This window comes from Eubacterium sp. 3_1_31 (assembly GCF_964249515.1).
GTDB lineage: Bacteria > Bacillota_I > Bacilli_A > Erysipelotrichales > Erysipelotrichaceae > Longicatena > Longicatena caecimuris.
In genome coordinates, this window is record NZ_CAXUBY010000021.1 from 16,742 (window position 1) to 36,158 (window position 19,417).

The window sequence follows — 19,417 nt, forward strand, 5'->3', positions numbered from 1 at the left end:
CATAGTGTGTTATTCTGTGTCGAAGATATCCATCACATAAGCGATTTCTGTGTCAGAGATTGTTATTTGAAATTCATCCTCTAAAATGCGCAATGCCGTTTGGATGATATGATATAGCTTTTCGTCTGCTTTAATACGTTCTTCCATGCCGACATAGGGCATTTCTTCCTTACGGATACAGCGCTCTATCATACATCCTACATGTAGCATATAACCAATCAACACACGATTATAATCATCAATATCTAACATTTTTGAAATGACACGGAAGGATTTACGAATGAGAGCATCCGCTTTGATCGGATCTAGAAAAACAAGCGTTTCTTTTAAGAAATTATTGGTCATTAAGTTCGCTGAAACGATTTCTTCGCCTTCTACCCCTAGATTCATCGCAATAATCTGATTTAATTGGGAAAAGCCATCTTCTAAGATAATCTTGTCACTGGAGATATAGGCTACATCTTGAATATGCAAATCACATGCACCTACAACAGCCAAGACTCGTTTCCCACTTAGATCCTTTTGTTTAAAAGTTTCGGTATTGCAGGGAATAATCTCAATACTGCATTCTTTTACCAGTGGCAAAGCACTGCAGATTAAATCTCCTAATTTAATAGCTGCGCCTTCTCCACTCATACAAGTCGTAATAATCACATATTGTTCCCCATTTTGTTGCTGCAGATTCTTTGAATATAGCTTGCCGATATAGGGCGTATAACTACGTAATTCTTTATATAGATCATCCAATGTATATTCCAGCAGCATGGTTTTTCGCAATGCTTCTAATACAAAGGGCGTTGATATCATATCAATGGTCCGAATAGGAATCTGTGTCTTTTGCGAAATGATGTCCCCAAAGGATAAGAGAGAACCCATATCCACTAACATCAAAACCCCTTTTCCCTCATTGATTTCCTTTACCTTTTCCGTAACGACCTCTAAAAAATCATCCACATTCTGATGCAGGCTCATATCCAGCGCATGACCATGCGTAGTATGTAAAAGTGAATTTGCCACATCCACCATATTGCGCGCTACCCCATTTCCATGTGCTAACGCCAGTAAACCAATCGCCCCATGCTTTCCCTCATTTTCCTTTTCCACACATAAAAACATGGTGAAAAATAAGAGCTCCTGATCTTTTAGTTTCATATCCAATTCCATTTCCAGAAAATCGCGTATTTCTCTGGCTGCCGCATATTCATTAGGATTTTCCCGCATGACCTTATAAATTCCATCATTGATTTCATAAGTATCCCGTTTATGCTCCGCTATTGCAGAAACATGCATCGCCATGGCTACGCAAATTTTTTTCGAGAAATGACAGCTTAAACGCTGTTCTGCTAAAGATAAGGCAACCTCCACAGCATGATAAATATGAATCGGTATGATCTTATGCAACATATCCATATCTTCATGCTCATCAGTGATACGATCTGACAAAGTTTCCATATATTGCTCAATATAACGGCGTATAAAAGAATTGGCCTCCGCAATCGAATAACCACGACGTTCATACCCTATCAGCTTACGACTGATTTCATGATAAATATCGGAGAATTTCTCATCATAATTTTCTTCCGAGGTTGTTTGATCATACAATATATATTCTTCATGAAGTGGCAGATTTTTTTCTATTTCTTGCATCTTTTCAGCATTTAATAATCCACGATAAATATGATCTTGCAAAATGGATGTCGTAATACGAATTTCATCGTATCCTTTCATTTTCGATTCAAGAAAGCCATTGGCACACAGTAATCGAATATCAGCTTTTAATTGTCCGATATTTCCTTTACAATCATAGGACAATAATGAACGCATGACTTTATTATGTACTTGAATTGGTATCATAACCTGATTATATTCCTGAGCAAAAAATTTCTCAATCAGCTCATAACGTTCTTTTATCGTTCGCTCATGCAAAGCAGGCATTGTGATCGTCATCGGGATTCTTCGTAAAAATGTCTGTAGTAAAGAAGATTCTACATTCTCTGTGGTTGCCGCAATAATCAATGTTCTTGCCGTACTATTTTCTTTTGCTCCTAAGCGGCGATATTCATTACGATCCATTAACATGAATAGCATCTCTTGTCCTTCAGGAGGCAGTCGATGTATTTCATCCAAAAATAAAACCCCATCGCGTGCCTGCTCCACTAAGCCATCATTCGTTTTCTCTGCCCCTGTATAAGCACCCTTTACATAACCGAACAATTGACCCAACAGCAGCTGTGGATTATCCGCATATTCTGCACAGTTAAAGACGATAAACTTCGCATCCTCACCTAATACACCGTGTTCCTTGGCATAACGATACATGATTTCCGCGAACATTGTCTTTCCTACTCCGGTAGGACCAATCAACAGCGTATGCAACCCAAATGGCGGATAGATCATCGCTGCTTTTGCTTTCTTGATAACCGTCTTTAAACTACCATCACTGCCAATCACATGCAAAAAGGCATCCGTCCCTATGGTTTCCTGCATTCGTATACTGTTTTTTAAGGTTGTTACTTCGTACTGTTCTAGCCTTGTCTTACTTAATTCCTGTAATATCTTTGCATCAAAATAATACACCGGTCTTCCAATAACTTTCACAACCACTTTTTCCTGTACCAGACGATTGAGCTCTTTGCTCACATTTGCCCTGTCCATTTGTAAAACCGCCGCAAGATTTGCCGCATTTACCCCTTCATATCCTTCCATGATCTGTTTTATTGATACGGTTTGACACATTTGTTTCAGGCAATCAAATACTTTTGATTTCCTTAGCATTGTTCCACCTCAATTTCAGAATTGTCATAACATCTCTATATGTGATTATAGTTGATTGTACTTCTAAAGTCAAAGCGTTTTCTACCATGGCAGAATTTTCCTGTATATGACCTTTTTTACATGCCGAAGCTGTCAATATTCTAACCTAATAAAACTTTATGTAGATATTCCTATTAAAGAGCAAAAAAAGAAGACAGTTTATAAAACCGTCTTCTCTAGAAAGGTCGCATTATTTTTTGATAATGGATGTATTCCAATGTTCGTTTGGTGCTACTTCCAGTAAATCAGCTACCGTAGCTGCAACATTTGAAAGTCCTAGATCTTCATCCTGTTTCAATTCTACATCTGCACCATAAACAATGAATGGAACCTTGTTTAATGTATGGGAAGTCTTAGATTTAACAGGTGCATCTTCTTTTTTCTTCTTTTCATACATTTCATCAGCATTTCCATGATCTGCTGTAACGATTAAGATACCATTTACAGCATCCACCGCTTTCTTAACACGAGCCAGCTGTAAGTCAACAGATTCTACACCGATAACAGTAGCTTCAAAGTTACCGGTATGGCCAACCATATCGCCATTTGGATAATTCGTACGCAGGAAGTCATAGTTTCCTGATTCAATAGCGGCACATAACACATCGGTGATTTCAGCAGATTTCATCCAAGGACGCTGTTCAAATGGTACAACATCAGAAGTGATTTCTACATAATCTTCCAATTTCTCATCAAATTTCTCAGAACGATTCCCATTCCAGAAGTATGTCACATGTCCATATTTCTGTGTTTCGGAAATAGCATATTCACGAATCCCGTGTTTGCATAATTCTTCTGTCAATGTATATTTGATCTTTGGTGGGTATGTTAAGAAGTTGTGAGGGATATTCAAATCTGCATCATACTGCAACATACCGGCATACATAACTTTTGGCATTCTCACACGATCAAACTTATCAAAGCTGTCATCACCGTCAAAGGCTAACGAGATTTCCTGAGCACGATCGCCTCTGAAGTTAAACAGTACAACACTGTCGCCATCTTCGATCGTTCCCACCGGTTTGCCATCTTTCGCAATGACAAAGCCTGGCAAATCCTGGTCAATTACGCCTGTTTCGTTACGGAATGTTTCTACTGCTTCAGAAGCAGAAGCAAACTGACGTCCTTCACCTAAAACATGTACATGCCATCCTTTTTCTACCATTGCCCAGTTTGCTTCGTAACGGTCCATCGTAATCGTCATACGTCCGCCGCCGCTAGCAATGCAAGCATGGAAGTTATCATCATTTAATTCAGCCATGTAGTTTTCAATATCTTCGATATAGATCAATGCACTGGTTTCCGGAACATCACGTCCATCTAACAGCGCATGAATGCGAACTTCTTTCACGCCATCTTCTTTTGCTTTCTTAATCAAAGCCTTCAAATGATTGATGTGAGAGTGTACATTTCCATCCGATAACAAACCTAAGAAATGCATTGTTCCATCTTTACAATTGTTAACCAAAGCTTCCCATGTTTCAGTCTTGAAAATTTCTCCGGTTTCGATGTTTTCATTTACTAATTTTGCCCCTTGTGAGTAAATTTGTCCACAACCAAGAGCGTTGTGTCCAACTTCACTGTTCCCCATGTCACCATCACTTGGCAATCCAACAGCCAAGCCATGTGCCTTAATTTCTGTGTGTGGGCAGTTTGCCCATAATTCGTCTAATGTTGGTTTATATGCTTTTTTAACGGCGTTACCAAATTCTGATGCGTTGATTCCAACACCGTCCATAACCACTAATACTACTGGTCTTTTACTCATAGTATCCATACCTCCTGTCTACCTTATAAATATACCATCTTTTTCTTGTTTTAGAAACTGTTTTGTTCACAATCCCCATAGAAAAAACATCACTTTTCGTGATTTTTCTTTATGATAGTTTATGGACACTATAAAATACGCATGAATGCCAGTAATAGAAACAGGATGCCACTAACCCATGATAAATTCCAATCTGCCAAGGAAGCGACATGCCTTCCTATATATGAGCCAAAAAAGACCGCAAGGAAACCGACAGTGAAACTGATACATAAAACCAGTAAACGATCATGTACCTGTACGCCATAAGCAAAACCACTGACGATCGAATCGATGGAAAGAGCAACCGCTAAATATAACGCTTCATGCAATGATAACTCTTTTGAATGATCGGCATCTGCCCGTGTTTCATCCAGATAAACATCAAGTACAAAGGATATACCACTGTACTGAAAGGAAACTTTACGACTTTTTCGATCCTTTAAAAAAGATTTAATCGTTCCTTGAAAAAGTGCACTAACACCCATTAAGAAAAAGATAGCAAACGAGAAAACAGCAGCATACTGAGGATGTAATACCTTTTGAAAAAGCCCTGCAGTATAAATAGAAACACCCAAAAAGCTTGTCCCTATCAATGCGATTAACAAAGTTGAACGTAATGGAATACGAATCTTTTGTGCACCATAAGCAAGAGATGCTAAAAAACTATCTAAACTTAATGCCACAACCAATAGGAAAGAAGTAATCATTTCGCATTCTCCTCTTTATTATGGTATTACGCTATTGCATTTCGGTGACGGCTGCTGCCAAATTAAAAACATCTCAATTCGCATGTTTTGCGTCATGAGATGCTTGTATTTTATAATTCTGTGATATTTCCTTTTTTATCGGCTAAGATCACACTCATATTCAAACTGTTTTTAACCGCTTCCGGTATTTCATTCCATTGTCGGCGATAAGAAAGAGAATCATTAAACGCAATGCTGTAATGTGTTTTTGTATCTTCAATATGCTTTAATACTTCACTCACCTTCACCGGTAATGGCTGTTTACGGCCACGTTTAATACCTTGCACATTGATGACCCAACGCTTATTTTCGTTATGGGCCTCGATAAAGTCTTTATTTTCCACATATTCCCAGCCATGTTCATTTAGCCATCCTTTGATGAGGTTACGCAAATCTTCTGTATTTCGCTTCATCTTTGCTTTTCGTGCTGCCAATTTTTCTTCTTCACTTTTTGCCGGACGACCGCGTTTTTTGTCAGGGAACATGCGCTGGCGATTTGCTAAATCATGCAACTGAAAACGCACCGTTAAATGGGAACCAAATCCGGTATTACCTTTTGGGCGTTGTAAGATTTCATCTCCTTCTAACATTTTTTTATAAATAGCCTGACAGCAAGTAGGCATCGTTGCATGCTCAGGTGATACAGAGGCATGTAGCTGCTTAGAATTCACCTCAATGCAGGTTTTTCCCTCCTTTATCGCTGTCAGTTTCAAATTTTCAATAACTTCCAAGTAATCTTTAATTCCTGGACCTTTCATTTTAACACTCTCCTTTTATTGGTTACATTGTAATTGTTTTGTTTTGTCGAATGCACGCACATTCTGGCAGATTCTAAAAAATTTGTTTTTTTCTATAAAAGGAATGTCTAAATTTCTGTATCACATGATGAATCCATGATAAAATAAAAGGAGAAATCATCATCGATTACGCGCATAAAATTAAGAAAGTGGTGAAGGCATGAAAAAAATGTTGTTTAAAAAAATTCTGGCTGTCTTAGACGCCATAGAATTACAAGGTATCGATCTTCATCATGCACCGATTCGGGTATATGAAGAGCTGGCAAATGATTATTATGCAACAAAGCTACCGGAAATTCGTGAAATCATTCATTTTCTGCATGAAAAGAAAGCCTTAAAAGAAACCGAAAACGGTATCGACTTAAATCCTGCACCGACGATTTATGCGAAGAGTAATCAGAATTCCGGTGTTGAAGCTTTATCATTATTTGAAACCTTTATCCATGATGTATCTGTTTACGCCTTTTATCAAAAATTGGCTTATGACAATGCTTGGATGGACAAGCAAGATGTGGAAGAAGCGCTAGGAGCAGATGTGTATCGTTTGCTGCAACAGACCATTCTGTTTGAAATAGAAAATGAGCAATGTCATTTTCAGCCAAAGCTGTTAAAAGGTATTACGGATATTCTACAGGAATATGATGACGAACAAGAGCCTTTAATTTCCGTCGCCCTTACTGCGCTGTTTACGTCCAGTATCGTTGCCCATGAAGATATGCGCATCGATTATAAAAATACAAAAACACCGATGTTAAATTATAAATATAAACAAACGATTCTTTCCATCATCCCAAGACGTGGCATACCACACGATCGTGATGAAACCAAGGCACTACAATCCTTTTATAAGGACACCTTGTTTCATGAATTTGATCATGCCTGCCCGCTCTGTGGTATAAATATTCCTCATATGTTAATTGCATCTCATATTAAACCTTTCCGGGATTGTGCGCACATTTATGAGGCAATTGATCATAATAATGGACTATTGTTATGTCGTAATCACGACTATCTTTTTGATCAAGGTTATATCTCCTTTGATGAACTCGGTTACATCCTGCTTAGTGAAGAGATGTTACTACGCGATCATTTAGCTTCTTATGTATTAAGAAAAAATTATCAGTTACCTGCCTGCTTCTTGACAAGAGAACGCCTGCAATTTTTAGAATATCATCGTAAAAACATTTTTAAAAACACGAAATAAGCTTCTACCCTATGATGATAAGATATCCTTCTTCCTAACGGATTTATACCCTCCATACGAATTCACCAGTAAGGAGGGTATTTTTTCATCTGTTCCATAATAGTAGCTATCACATATGTATGAGTACCGGTATTCTGCAGATGAAGCTTGAAGAAGAGGCTAAGAAAAGAAAAATCCAAGCAAACGTCATGGCTATGCCGATGACAGAATTCGATGAGGTAAGATAGACGGTGGATGTTGTCTTACTAGCTCCACAAATACGTTTTGCGGAAAAAGAAGTGCGAAAAACGCTTCAAGACAAGGTCTTTTTGATGGTCATAGCATCACAGGATTTTGGTATGATGAATGCTGAAAAAGTCATGAATCAAATTCAACAAGGTTTATCAAAAAAGCATTAGAAAACAAAGCTCCTACTTATTTGTTCTAAATATGACAGGAGCTTTTTCTAATGCCCATAAACATTAACTGCTTACTTTATAAAAATAGTTCCTTGCGCAGCAGAAAACTATAACACTGTTAAAATATCTTCCAGCTTCTCCATCACCTGATAGCACATTGCTTTTAATTCATCATCCGGTGCTATCATATCTGGAATCATTATGACATCCATCTTTGCTGCATGTGCTGCCAATATGCCATTCTTAGAATCTTCTATGACAAGGCAATCTTCCTTTCGCAAGTCCAGACGCTTCGCTGTTTCAAGATAAATATCAGGATGAGGTTTTCCATGCGCTACCATCTTACCCACCACGATTTCTTCAAAGACATCTTGAATGCCCTCATGCTGCAAGTTAAACTCCACATTTTCCCTTCGCGCACTACTCGCCAAAGCCAAACGATAGCCTTTTTCTTGCAGCGCTGTAAACAGCTGCTTTAAATTACATTTAGGCAATGGACCATGTGTTTTTTTATACTCCATTGCGTAATCTTCATGATATTGATACGCCTCTTCCTGAGGCCAACCTTTTGGCATGTAGGCATCAAACACAACTTGTGCACTTTGATAGGTTCTTCCAATCAAATCTAAAATAAATTGTTCACTTTTGGGCAGATGGAAACGCTCCATGGTAGCCAGCCAGGCAATACGCGATATTTGTTCCGTATCAAATAAGGTTCCATCCATATCAAATAAAATTGCTTTCCACTTTTTCATCATAACCTCCATACAAGAAAACCCCATAGAATTCTCTACGGGGAAATTAATTACCATCATTTGCAGGATCATCACTTTTGGAAGGGAGCTTAAAAATTTGCTCACCTGGTTTGCTCACCATAAATTTACCTCTGGCGTAGCGTTTTACATATTCAGGATCTTCCAAATTTTCTTTACGTTTCTTTAAGTCCTTTTGCTGACTTTCTAATGAACTGATCATCTCTTCACTGGTAGAGATTTCTTTCTTTAAACGAAACGTTGTGATCAAATCTTCCGCAGCTATCCAAATCAGAAAACAGGATAAGAATATGGCGGCTAAACTAAAGAACGTGCGAAATGGATGTTTCTTCTTTTTTCTTTTTGCGCTTATTTTTTTTACTTCTTCGCTCATTTATCCTTCGCCTCCTGATTTTCTTCGGTAATCTTATTATAGCAAGTATTTTGGATTTGACAAGTTTAAGTTTTTTGCGTAAAGGCCGCAAAGTTTTAACAAGAGCGAAGAAGAATTGCTGAAATACCGCAAGATACCACGTATAATACACCATGACACCTAACAGGAAAAAACCAAGTAGGTAAATGTTGGTAATCCCGCCATTGATGCCATAAAGACCATAATAAAGCAAAGATGTAAACAGTACATGGAACAGGATTTCCATCGTTCCTCTTAAAAAGGAAACATGCATATATTTCACAAAATTTAAAAGAAAACTAAACCCTAATCCATATACCCAGCCCATGAGAAAGTGATATAGAATAGACTGTATCTGAACCGGCAGCAGCATTATTTAAACAGCTTAGAAATAACCGAATCCTTTCCATTACCTTTTTTATTGGATACATAAGATAAGGATTCAATCAATCCGCGGATAATGACATCTCCACGCTCGGTATCCAGCTTTCCTAAGGTCAGATCTTTTCCCTGCACGAGCATCCAGCCTTGTGCGGTTTCCATTAAAAATTCACTGGAATCAAAACTGTCAATCTGTTTGACACCAGTTAATTCCATCACTTTACGATCTTTTATCACAACGTTATGGTATGGATTTGTTTCAAAGCGCAAAGGATTTGTATTCGTTGTATCTTCCATATAAGTTCCTCCTCTTTTCTTCATTACATCCTATGTTCATGAAATAGCGTTTAGAACTTATGCAATTCTTACAGCGATACTTATAATAAACGCAGTTGTCGTGGGGCTTCTTTTCGCATGGTGACCACATCTTCCTTTGTGATATGTCCCAATAATACACTACTCTTTGGATCATGTTGCATCATGCGTTGGGAAATGCTATCTTCGTCATAATTGGCATAACAATAAGCGCAGCCATGATTACAACAATTATAATCACCAATATCTACCGTTGCCAAACACGCACATTGTGTTCGTACGCCTTTTTCTTTTAATGCTATCGGATATCCTACCAAAGCTTCTATCTCTTTACGATCTACGCATAAGCCCTTTTGGATATGATAAGGGGATAAATCAATGGCTTCCGCACAAGTTTGTATTTGCATACCATAGGATACGCCAATTTCTCCAAGACATTTTCCTATGGCCAACATCTGTGCATGACGCAACTCTTGTAAATGTAAAGATGGCGCATGTTTTTGTGTGTTTTTATACATATCAAGAAAGGAAATGATGATTTTGTTTATTTTGCCTTGTAACTTTGCACAAAGTTTTTCAAAGGCTTGTGCATGGTAGCTGATGGTATAACGTTCATTTAAGAGAATCGGATCATAGCGTACATATACACGATCTTTTCCAATTTGTTTTGATAGCTCCACAATGCCCTCTAAAATGGCTTTTTTATCTAAGACATGGGACTCTATATCCTGATGATAAGGAGTAAATGTCACATGAAAGAGATAGGGAAAAGGAATTTCGGATAAGCGATGCAATATGGGCAAAGGATTTTTTGTACAGAAGATCATCGCATCAATTTGGTCTTGTGTTAGTGCTATACGACTGATCTGGTGAGGATTAAAAGGATTTCGTACGTCCACAAAACCTGCTTTGAAACGTTGAAACAGCCATTCACTGTAAAATGCCGGAATATCACACCTGCCACTTACAAACAACAACATAACCTCACCTCCTATAGTGTAAGACGATCTTTGCCATCATAGGTATCATTAGCATCTAATCTTGTATTTGATATAAAACCATGCGGTATTCGCGCATGGTTATGGATAAAAAGTTGTATCACATACAAACATGTCCGTATGTGCGTAATGACGGAGTGCCTTTTCAATCCGTGTTTTATCTTCACTCAACGCAAACACGGTGCTTCCGCTTCCTGACATTAAGACACAGGGAAAGCCCATGGCAATTAGCTCCTGTTTGATATCAGCAATCTGAGGAACCAGTTGGAAAGCACTATATTCTAATGAATTCGCAATATACTGCGGTAGTTGTTCATACTCTTTATTTTGTAACAGTTTTTGAATGATATGCGCATTCGGATGTGGACATTTCGCAAAATCCAACGTTGCAAAGGCTTCTTTGGTAGATACACCGATAGAAGGTTTTACAAGTAATACATGTGGCTTCCAGTCAAAGTGAAATGGCGTTAGTTTTTCCCCGATACCTTGTACTAAAGCACTTTCCTGTAAGACACAGAAAGGCACATCTGCCCCAAGCTGTTTTCCTAGCTGTGCTAATTCTTCCATCGTTATAGAAAGATGACACAAACTTTGAATCCCTCTAAGAACGGCTGCTCCATCGGCACTTCCTCCGGCTAGGCCGGCTTGTGAAGGTATGCGCTTATGCAGATGTACATGGAAATGTTCTTTTAACGCAAAGGTGTTTCGCATTAATTGAACAGCACGAACAACGGTATTTGTATCATCCATGGCAACTTGTGAATCATCTGTTGTGAACATATCTTCTTTTGCAATGGATATTTCAATCGTATCATGTAAGGCCAGTGGCAACATGATCATTTCTAATTCATGATAGCCATCTTCACGTTTCCCTACAACATTTAATGTCAGATTGATTTTAGCATGAGCCTCAACGATCATCTTGCATCACCTCGTATAAATGCAGAAATTCATCCAGTGTCAAGCTTTCTGCTCTTCTCTTAGCATCGATATCGGCCTTTTCTAAATAAGCTTTTGCGGTTTCTTTATCACTGCAATATTCCTGAAAATTATTTAAGATGGTCTTACGACGTTGTTTAAAGCAAGCTTTGACCATTGCGAAAAATGGTTCTTCTTGTAAATTTGTGTAATGTTTGCGAAAGGTAAATTGCAACACTGCGCTATCAACATTAGGTTTGGGATGAAAAACATTTTTTGGAACTTTCATAACAGCGCGTACATCACAGCGATATTGCGTTATAATGCTTAACGCATTATATTCTTTCGTATTTACTTTCGCATGAAAACGATCTGCCACTTCTTTTTGCATCATTACCGTAATCGCCGCAATATCCGCATTTGATTCAAAAATTTTAAACAAAATCGGCGTTGTAATATAATAAGGCAGATTTGCCGCTATCACGACATCCATACCTTTTTCACGATAACGATTTACCCATTCCCTTAAATCAATTGTTAAAAAATCCTGTAAAACAATAGAAACATTCGTATATTCAGAAAGTGTATCTGCTAATACATGAGGTAAACGTTCATCTATCTCAAAACAGACAACCTCTTTCGCATATTCACATAAATATTGCGTCAATGCGCCAATGCCCGGTCCGATTTCAAACACAACACAATGATCACTGACAATAGCACTGCGGGCAATCTTTTCTACAACACTTGGCTCTGTTAAAAAGTTTTGTCCGTAATTTTTCTTAGCGAACAGGTCATGCGTTTCTAAGATTTCCTTTGTTCTGGATGGGGTTGCGATAGGTTTCTTCATAATGATATCCTTTCTATACTAAAGCCGCAAACGCTTTAATAGCTGCCTCAATCATACAAGGTGGTAAGAACAGCCGCAGCAGCAGCCAAGACAATATTTTTAATTAACTTCGTAAAATTACTTCCTTTTTGGGTGCTTTTTACATCATACAAGCGAGGAAAAGCAAACAATAGAAAAGCGCTGTAAAATAAGACCTGCTGGCGCATGGTTTCATTATCCATACGTAACGCAAAGATTACGGCAATCAGAAAAACAAGATTACTGATGGATTTTAGAAAACGCCGTAACGAATACATGCGCATATCTAATAATGGTAAGCTTCCTTGGATATCCTCGTGATAAAAAATCATTGTGGATTCATGTTCCAAAAGCAACTTCCATCCCAGTGAGGTAAAGATATCTTCATCACCGAGGTATTTTACATCATAAATACAAAACTTCCCATATCGCGGTGCTGTTTTCACAAAACGAAAGAACAAAAACGAATCAAAAAAGATGTAAGAAAAATCTTTTACGATCCATCCCTTTATAGCCATTTGCCGCAACCATGTTTCTAATGTTTCACGTTGGACAAAGACACTGCGAATTTTTTGTTCTTCTTGTTTCATTTGCGCAACAGCTCCTCAACATCATGCAGTGTCAACTGCATCATATTTAAACGTTTAAACAACGTTTTGGCATTTGGTCTTCCTAAATAAAGCGCCTGAGCAACTTTTTCTCTTTGATGAGCGGCAGCTTTCCCCCCATGCAAGCCTAAAGATAAATATTCTTCCCAGGATATACTTTCAACAGGCTGTTCTTGATAGGTGAATACATGAGATAATGCATCCAACAAATCTTTTTTTGATGCATGTTCTACACCGACCTTCTTCGCTGTTTTTGCTTTATGCTTCTCGATATATGCATTTTTACAGCCGGGAATTTTCTGATTGATGGCAGTACGAATGATTTCCCCGGGATGATCAGGATCGGTAAAGATGATGACACCTCTGGTTTTGGCAGCCTGCTCAATGAGTCGCAATGTTTCTACTGACAGATGGGTACCATGAGTTTCAATGGTATCACAGTCAATGCAGCTTTGTAGCACGTTGGTATCATTTTTTCCTTCCACAACAATAATTTCTTTAATTTTCATGGATATCACCTACCTCTATAGTTTACCACAATTTTATCTTAGACGCTATTGCCTCTCTTTGATGTTTAAGGATTGCCTTTTTTATATTTTAAACACAAAAAAGATTGATCCTTTATCATATATGGAAAGTATCAACCTATCTTTTATCTGCTAAATTGTCGTAGTACATTTAAGCAAACTTTAGTTTAACTATTTTACAATTCCCCTAGGCTCTAGCGGGAATTCGCAGCTGCTATTTTCTTATGTAGCATCCATATAGCCATATTATACCAAAAGCTTATTTGTACATAAGCTCTTTCTACTTTTGCCAGAATTGGCGAATTTCACTTATGAAATACAAGGAACAGGTAATAACGATCGTTTTCTTTTTCTTTAACATATACGTTAATGCCGCATGATAATCTTCAATAAGATGGAGCTGTTTTCGATTTTTTAAACAACGGATATCTAAAGAGCGCTCATTATCAAAATGTGTGATGGTAATATCACTTGTAATGGTTTCTAATATCGATAACATCGTTTCAAAGTTCTTATCTTTTAAGACAGAAAATAAAACAGCGATATCGTCATAACCTTGTAAAGAGTTGCACAATGCCTGGATACCATCCGGATTATGCGCTCCATCTAAAATCACAATCGGATCTTTCTGCATAATTTCAAAACGACCGATCCACACAGCTTTACGTAAACCAGCCAAAATCTGCGCATCCTTTATTTCCACAAGTCTTTTTTCACGTAGCCGCCAAATTGTTTCCAAGGCAAGCGCCGCATTGCGAATCTGATAATTCGCCATAGAAGCCAGTGTCACCTGTAAATGTCGATAGGTAAATACCGTTTGCAAATTTGTAGATAAATCACAAATCGGCTCTAAGGTGTACAATTTTACTCCTTGTGCATCGGCATGTTTTAAAAATACATCCAGGCAATCTGCTCTGGTTTCTGCACTCACCACATCTGCACAAGCTTTGATGATACCTGCTTTTTCTTCCGCAATCTTTGCATAGGTGTCTCCTAAAAGCTCCATATGATCCAATCCGATGTTTGTTATCACGCTGATCAATGGTTCCAAAATATTGGTCGCATCTTTGCGGCCTCCTAAACCAACCTCAAACACGGCATAGTCCACATGATGCCTTTCAAAGTAAATGCATGCCAGCATCATATCAATCTCGAACATGCTCAGATCCCAGGTAAGCCAACTTTCATAATAAGTATTGGCAATTTCTATGAATTCTTTTTCATCCATATACATATCATTGATGCGGATGCGGTCTAAATGCGTAATCATATAAGGAGAGGTAAAGGAGCCTACACAATACCCTGCTTCCTGCAGCATACTGCGGATATCATTGGTCGTAGAACCTTTTCCATTCGTCCCTGCAACATGAATACTTTTTAGTTTCTTTTGGGGATCCCCTATGCTCTTCATATAGTCCTTAAAATGCATCAAACCATATCCGCGATTCTTCCGTCCTTCAATAAGCTGAATAATTTCCTCTGCCTTTGTAAACATATTTAATCCTCAATCTTCCATTGCACCGGTGAATGCCCCATCTTTAACAAAGCAGTATTTGTCTTAGAAAATGGCTGACTGCCAAAGAATCCATGATAGGCCGATAAAGGAGAAGGATGTGCTGAAGTTATGATATGATGTAGCGGATTGGTAATGAATTCTGCTTTCTGTTGTGCCCAATTCCCCCATAAAAGGAATACAATACCTTCTTCTTTTTCATTCAATGCGCGAATAACGGTATCGGTAAAAATTTCCCATCCTTTTTTACGATGAGAACCGGCTTTTCCACACTCGACACTTAACACTGCATTCATCATGAAAACACCCTGTCTGGCCCAATCCAGCAAATAGCCATGTGAGGGCATATCGATATCCAAATCGGTCTTTAGTTCCTTATATATATTACGCAGACTTGGTGGCAGCTTTACCCCCTTGCGCACGGAAAAACACAAACCATGTGCCTGATTTGGCTGATGATAAGGATCCTGCCCCAAAATCACTACTTTCACCTTTTCATATGGACAAACATCAAAACAGGTAAACAAATCCTCACGTGGAGGAAAAATCGCCTTGGTTTTATATTCTTCATCTAAAAAAGCCATCAATTCTTGATAATAAGGCTTCTGTATTTCCTGTTGAAACAAATCATTCCAGCGCTTCATATGCATCACCTTCCAAACGCAGTAATCATACCATAAGACCATCTTCTTCACAATGTGCATAATTTTAAAAAAAAGTAGTGAGAATGAAACTTTTTGGCTTTTTCTTTCGTTAACTTAGTGAAGGAGTGCTAATTATAAAGATAGACAAAAAAATATCATAAAAAATTCTTAATTTTTCTAAAGATTGTCTTACATTTTAGTAATACACCCCTATCAAAAAAAGAATCATGCTATAATGCGGTTAGATAAACAAACACTTACGAAGTGAGGTGACTGATATGAAAGGGAAAGATCTTACCACGAATACAACGATTGCGACAACCCATCCGGATAATACAATACTGACGGCAATTGTGAAACCACGTAACATCCTGATTGTCATTGGTCTAATGGCTGTCTTTATCTTATCTTTTTATTTATTCACCTAGTACACGAGAAGATTCTTACAATTTCATAACTTTTCATGCAAAATAAGAGAAGTGTGCTATAATAGGTGAACCATGAACTGAGGGGTGAGAGGTATGATAGAGAAAAACATGCATCCGGAAAAACCGATGCCAGAAGAAGAGCGTGATTTACTAGGGGAAATCTTCAGTTTTCGTAATGTACTTCTATGTGCAATTGTGTTGGGAGTGCTATTAGTAGTCATTAATATCTTCGCGAAATAAAGAACGATAAACCATACCATATCATATAAAAGACACGTCTTATCAATGTACAAGCCACATGGTGATGATTGGCAAACATGCTAAAGACACGTGTCTTTTTTTTTATCGTCATTTGGTGATGTAGGTGGCAACTGTTTATGTTTGAAAAAAAGTACCGTATTGTTTCCTTTCAACGATCCTCTCTCAGCTTTCCCAAAAACAAATTTCCCTAATTCTGGGATGAAAAAGGTCTTAATATCTTGATAGTGTAAATGTTTTCTGAAATTTATTCTGTTATTTTCATAATGTTATTGTAATTTCATCTCATTAGTGGTATGATACAACCAATCAGATAGAGGAGCGGAAGCGACAAAGTTAATTGGAGTCGGCGGACATTTGACAGTTAGCTGAAGCAATTTCGCCGAACTACAACTTTTGGCAAGAAGTTGTGGTGGGTTTATGGAGAACATCCATAAAACTGTCTACAGTCGTAGGAGTGCTATCTTATTGTCCATGTAGTAAGTAAATTTCACATGCCAGTAAGGTCATTATCCTACTGGCATTTTTTAACGAGGTGATGAATGATGAAAGATAACGTTTTACACATCCAAGGCGTGTCTGTAGAACAGCTTGCGACGGCTTGCCAGACCCCTTTGTATATTTATGATGAGAATAAAATAACGGAAAAGCTTAGCCGTTTTCATGAATTATTTCAATCAGATACTTTTAAAACAGAAGTACTCTATGCATCCAAAGCGTTTTCCTGTAAAGCCATGGTAGAACTGGTCGCGCAATACGGTTTGTCCTTAGATGTCGTCAGTGGTGGTGAATTATATACCGCAAAACAAGCTGGATTTCCTATGGAACGTGTATATTTTCATGGCAATAATAAATCCTATGATGAAATCATGATGGCCTTAGACTATGGTGTTGGAACAATCATTGTCGATAATGCGATGGAATGCGATATGCTGGTAAAAGCCGTAAAACGCAGTGGCCGCAGCATCAAAACCATGTTAAGAGTAAATCCAGGTGTTGAAGCACATACACATAAATACATTGTGACCGCCCATTTAGATAGTAAGTTTGGCATTTCTATCACCAAGAAAAAAGAAATTGCCGCCATGATCCATACATTAACAAGCGTTGCGGAAATTACTTTTCTTGGTTATCACTCCCATATCGGTTCCCAGATATTTGATAAACAGGCTTATGTAGCGGAAATTGAAAAGCTCATGCAATTTACAAAAGAAATGCAAACTGAATATGATATTCATATCTCAGCTTTAAATTTAGGCGGCGGCTTTGCGGCACTTTATACGAATGCCGATCATCCTATTCCTTTACAAGATGTTTGTCATACTATCTTAGATACTTGTAAGAAAGAAAATGCCAAACAACAATTAAACATCGAAAAAATTATGATTGAACCAGGTCGCAGCATCGTAGCAGAAGCTGGCAGTACCCTATATCGTGTCGGTTATCAAAAACAAACAGAGCATAAGAAGTATATCTTTGTCGATGGCGGTATGAGTGATAATATTCGTCCAGCATTGTATCAGGCAGAATATGCCTGTGATATCGCCAATCGCATGCAGGAAGAAAAAACAGAAACCGTAACAATTGCCGGAAAATGCTGTGAATCAGGAGATATTTTGATTGAGAATGCCAAATTGCCAAAGATATCACAAAATGATCTGCTAATTATTTATACGACCGGTGCCTATGGCTATAGTATGGCCAGCAATTATAATAAGCTGGGACGTCCGGCAGTCGTTTTCGTAAAAGATGGCCATGCCCGTGTCGTCATTAAAAAAGAAAGCTATGAAAACATGTTGGACTTAGAATGTAATGAGGTCATCAACGTATGAATATAGTAGAGAAGTATGGAGGAACAAGCGTAGCCGATCTGGATAAGATACGCGCTATTGCTCAGCATGTCAAAGAAATGAAAGAGGCTGGTCACAATGTGATTCTGGTAGCTAGTGCCATGGGAAAAACCACAAATAAGCTTATTGAAATGGCAACGGCATTAGGTGGTCATACCAATGATAGAGAAATGGATTCCCTTTTATCTACCGGTGAACAGCGAACGATTACCCTATTAGCCATGGCGATTGATGCACTTGGAATACCGGCGATTTCCTTAACCGGATATCAATGTGGTTTCATTACCAGCCATCATCATGCACATGCGCGTATTAAAGATATTGACATCACCAATTTACAAAAACACCTGGACGATGGAAAGGTTGTGGTGGTGGCTGGTTTTCAAGGAGCTACCGAGCATGGTGAAATTACGACGTTAGGAAGAGGCGGCAGTGATACAACGGCCGTCGCCTTAGCTGCCAAACTTGGCTGGGACTGCTATATTTATACCGATGTCAATGGTGTTTATACCATTGATCCAAGAATGTATCCAAAAGCCAAACGTTTAAAAGAAATCACATATAATGAAATGATGCAGATGGCTTGTTTGGGCGCCGGTGTTTTGGAAACACGCAGTGTAGAGCTGGCTAGTAAATACAATGTACGCCTATTCTTAGGAAAAGCCTTAGAGAAAGATAAAAGTAAGGGGACGTTTATTATGGAAAAAACGAAAAATCTGGAAGATATGCCGATTACCGGTATTAGTATCAAGGAAGATTATGCAATTATGCGGGTGAACGATCTTCCCAATGATGGTATCTTTCTTGGCGAGTTGTTCACACTGATTGCCAAATTAGATATCAATTTAGATACAATATCGCAACAGTTGACGCATGATGGTAAAGTTAACTTTTCATTTTACTGTAATAAAAAACAATCGGATACCATTTTAAAGCATATCGATGAGTTAAATTCCAAATATCCGATTTCCCGTCTGTTGGGCTTTGTGAAACTTTCGGTCGTCGGTGTCGGCATTTCCACACACAGTGGTATAGCGGCAAAAGTATTAAGTACCTTAAATGCACATAATATTCGATATTACATGATAACATCAAGTGAGATTTCTATCTCATTGACCATAGAGGAAAAAGATAAACAGAAAGCAATTGAAGTCTTAGGGGAAGCCTTTGATCTTTAAT

21 protein-coding genes and 1 riboswitch are annotated in these 19,417 nt (G+C 38.1%); of the genes, 6 read left to right on the forward strand and 15 right to left on the reverse strand.

What is annotated here, in order from left to right; all coding sequences use genetic code 11:
• Positions 1-9: 9 nt before the first annotated feature.
• The 4 genes from ACESSZ_RS09575 to ACESSZ_RS09590 all read right to left on the reverse strand — a co-directional run bounded on the left by ACESSZ_RS09575 (position 10) and on the right by ACESSZ_RS09590 (position 6,125).
• Positions 10-2,775, reverse strand: coding sequence for a sigma-54-dependent transcriptional regulator (locus ACESSZ_RS09575; RefSeq protein WP_008691097.1), 2,766 nt, complete (start codon positions 2,773-2,775; stop codon positions 10-12).
• Between the two features lie 229 nt (positions 2,776-3,004).
• The gene (gpmI, locus tag ACESSZ_RS09580; protein ID WP_008691096.1) at positions 3,005-4,582 is read right to left on the reverse strand and encodes a 2,3-bisphosphoglycerate-independent phosphoglycerate mutase; all 1,578 of its coding nucleotides are present in this window, start codon (positions 4,580-4,582) and stop codon (positions 3,005-3,007) included.
• Between the two features lie 128 nt (positions 4,583-4,710).
• Positions 4,711-5,328, reverse strand: coding sequence for a manganese efflux pump (locus ACESSZ_RS09585; protein ID WP_008691095.1), 618 nt, complete (start codon positions 5,326-5,328; stop codon positions 4,711-4,713).
• Between the two features lie 110 nt (positions 5,329-5,438).
• Positions 5,439-6,125 carry a hypothetical protein gene (locus ACESSZ_RS09590; protein ID WP_008691094.1) on the reverse strand — a complete coding sequence of 229 codons (687 nt, stop codon included), beginning with the start codon at positions 6,123-6,125 and terminating at the stop codon, positions 5,439-5,441.
• A 199-nt stretch (positions 6,126-6,324) separates the two neighbouring features.
• Here ACESSZ_RS09590 and ACESSZ_RS09595 point away from each other — a divergent pair, with 199 nt between their 5' ends.
• Both ACESSZ_RS09595 and ACESSZ_RS09600 read left to right on the forward strand, forming a co-directional pair.
• The gene (locus ACESSZ_RS09595; protein ID WP_331866771.1) at positions 6,325-7,368 is read left to right on the forward strand and encodes an HNH endonuclease; all 1,044 of its coding nucleotides are present in this window, start codon (positions 6,325-6,327) and stop codon (positions 7,366-7,368) included.
• A 230-nt stretch (positions 7,369-7,598) separates the two neighbouring features.
• Positions 7,599-7,766, forward strand: a complete 168-nt coding sequence (locus ACESSZ_RS09600) for a PTS sugar transporter subunit IIB (RefSeq protein WP_331866772.1) — start codon at positions 7,599-7,601, stop codon at positions 7,764-7,766.
• Between the two features lie 107 nt (positions 7,767-7,873).
• Here ACESSZ_RS09600 and ACESSZ_RS09605 read toward each other — a convergent pair whose 3' ends face one another.
• The 11 genes from ACESSZ_RS09605 to ACESSZ_RS09655 form a co-directional block, all read right to left on the reverse strand.
• Positions 7,874-8,521 (reverse strand): HAD family hydrolase, encoded by a 648-nt coding sequence (locus ACESSZ_RS09605; RefSeq protein ID WP_008977785.1) that lies wholly within the window; start codon positions 8,519-8,521, stop codon positions 7,874-7,876.
• Between the two features lie 46 nt (positions 8,522-8,567).
• Complete coding sequence (locus ACESSZ_RS09610) at positions 8,568-8,912, reverse strand: FtsB family cell division protein (RefSeq protein WP_008691089.1); 345 nt, start codon at positions 8,910-8,912, stop codon at positions 8,568-8,570.
• Positions 8,842-9,303 (reverse strand): spore cortex biosynthesis protein YabQ, encoded by a 462-nt coding sequence (gene yabQ, locus ACESSZ_RS09615; RefSeq protein WP_081484668.1) that lies wholly within the window; start codon positions 9,301-9,303, stop codon positions 8,842-8,844. The genes ACESSZ_RS09610 and yabQ overlap by 71 nt, the downstream gene beginning before the upstream one ends.
• Positions 9,303-9,608 (reverse strand): sporulation protein YabP, encoded by a 306-nt coding sequence (gene yabP, locus ACESSZ_RS09620; protein WP_008691085.1) that lies wholly within the window; start codon positions 9,606-9,608, stop codon positions 9,303-9,305. Before yabP ends, yabQ begins: the two co-directional genes overlap by 1 nt.
• A gap of 80 nt (positions 9,609-9,688) precedes the next feature.
• The gene (locus ACESSZ_RS09625; RefSeq protein ID WP_008691084.1) at positions 9,689-10,606 is read right to left on the reverse strand and encodes a DUF1848 domain-containing protein; all 918 of its coding nucleotides are present in this window, start codon (positions 10,604-10,606) and stop codon (positions 9,689-9,691) included.
• A gap of 99 nt (positions 10,607-10,705) precedes the next feature.
• Entirely contained in the window at positions 10,706-11,545 is an 840-nt protein-coding gene (ispE, locus tag ACESSZ_RS09630; protein ID WP_008691082.1) for a 4-(cytidine 5'-diphospho)-2-C-methyl-D-erythritol kinase, read from the reverse strand.
• Positions 11,535-12,392 (reverse strand): 16S rRNA (adenine(1518)-N(6)/adenine(1519)-N(6))-dimethyltransferase RsmA, encoded by an 858-nt coding sequence (rsmA, locus tag ACESSZ_RS09635; protein WP_008691081.1) that lies wholly within the window; start codon positions 12,390-12,392, stop codon positions 11,535-11,537. The genes ispE and rsmA overlap by 11 nt, the downstream gene beginning before the upstream one ends.
• Positions 12,393-12,439: 47 nt before the next feature.
• Positions 12,440-13,000 (reverse strand): DUF2812 domain-containing protein, encoded by a 561-nt coding sequence (locus ACESSZ_RS09640; protein ID WP_008691080.1) that lies wholly within the window; start codon positions 12,998-13,000, stop codon positions 12,440-12,442.
• Entirely contained in the window at positions 12,997-13,527 is a 531-nt protein-coding gene (rnmV, locus tag ACESSZ_RS09645; protein WP_008691078.1) for a ribonuclease M5, read from the reverse strand. The genes ACESSZ_RS09640 and rnmV overlap by 4 nt, the downstream gene beginning before the upstream one ends.
• Before the next feature lie 298 nt (positions 13,528-13,825).
• On the reverse strand, positions 13,826-15,040 hold the full coding sequence (locus tag ACESSZ_RS09650) for a bifunctional folylpolyglutamate synthase/dihydrofolate synthase (protein ID WP_499842765.1): 1,215 nt from the start codon (positions 15,038-15,040) through the stop codon (positions 13,826-13,828).
• A 2-nt stretch (positions 15,041-15,042) separates the two neighbouring features.
• Positions 15,043-15,702, reverse strand: a complete 660-nt coding sequence (locus tag ACESSZ_RS09655) for a uracil-DNA glycosylase (RefSeq protein ID WP_017144528.1) — start codon at positions 15,700-15,702, stop codon at positions 15,043-15,045.
• A 278-nt stretch (positions 15,703-15,980) separates the two neighbouring features.
• On the opposite strand from ACESSZ_RS09655, the gene ACESSZ_RS09660 reads away from it, so the two are divergent.
• The 4 genes from ACESSZ_RS09660 (at position 15,981) to ACESSZ_RS09675 (ending at position 19,416) form a co-directional block, all read left to right on the forward strand.
• Complete coding sequence (locus tag ACESSZ_RS09660; RefSeq protein ID WP_008691075.1) at positions 15,981-16,130, forward strand: hypothetical protein; 150 nt, start codon at positions 15,981-15,983, stop codon at positions 16,128-16,130.
• A 93-nt stretch (positions 16,131-16,223) separates the two neighbouring features.
• On the forward strand, positions 16,224-16,370 hold the full coding sequence (locus tag ACESSZ_RS09665; protein ID WP_008691073.1) for a hypothetical protein: 147 nt from the start codon (positions 16,224-16,226) through the stop codon (positions 16,368-16,370).
• Positions 16,371-16,694: 324 nt separating this feature from the next.
• Positions 16,695-16,859, forward strand: a riboswitch (Lysine riboswitch).
• 71 nt (positions 16,860-16,930) lie between these two features.
• On the forward strand, positions 16,931-18,220 hold the full coding sequence (gene lysA / locus ACESSZ_RS09670; protein ID WP_213540150.1) for a diaminopimelate decarboxylase: 1,290 nt from the start codon (positions 16,931-16,933) through the stop codon (positions 18,218-18,220).
• On the forward strand, positions 18,217-19,416 hold the full coding sequence (locus ACESSZ_RS09675) for an aspartate kinase (protein ID WP_008691071.1): 1,200 nt from the start codon (positions 18,217-18,219) through the stop codon (positions 19,414-19,416). The genes lysA and ACESSZ_RS09675 overlap by 4 nt, the downstream gene beginning before the upstream one ends.
• Position 19,417: the final 1 nt, after the last annotated feature.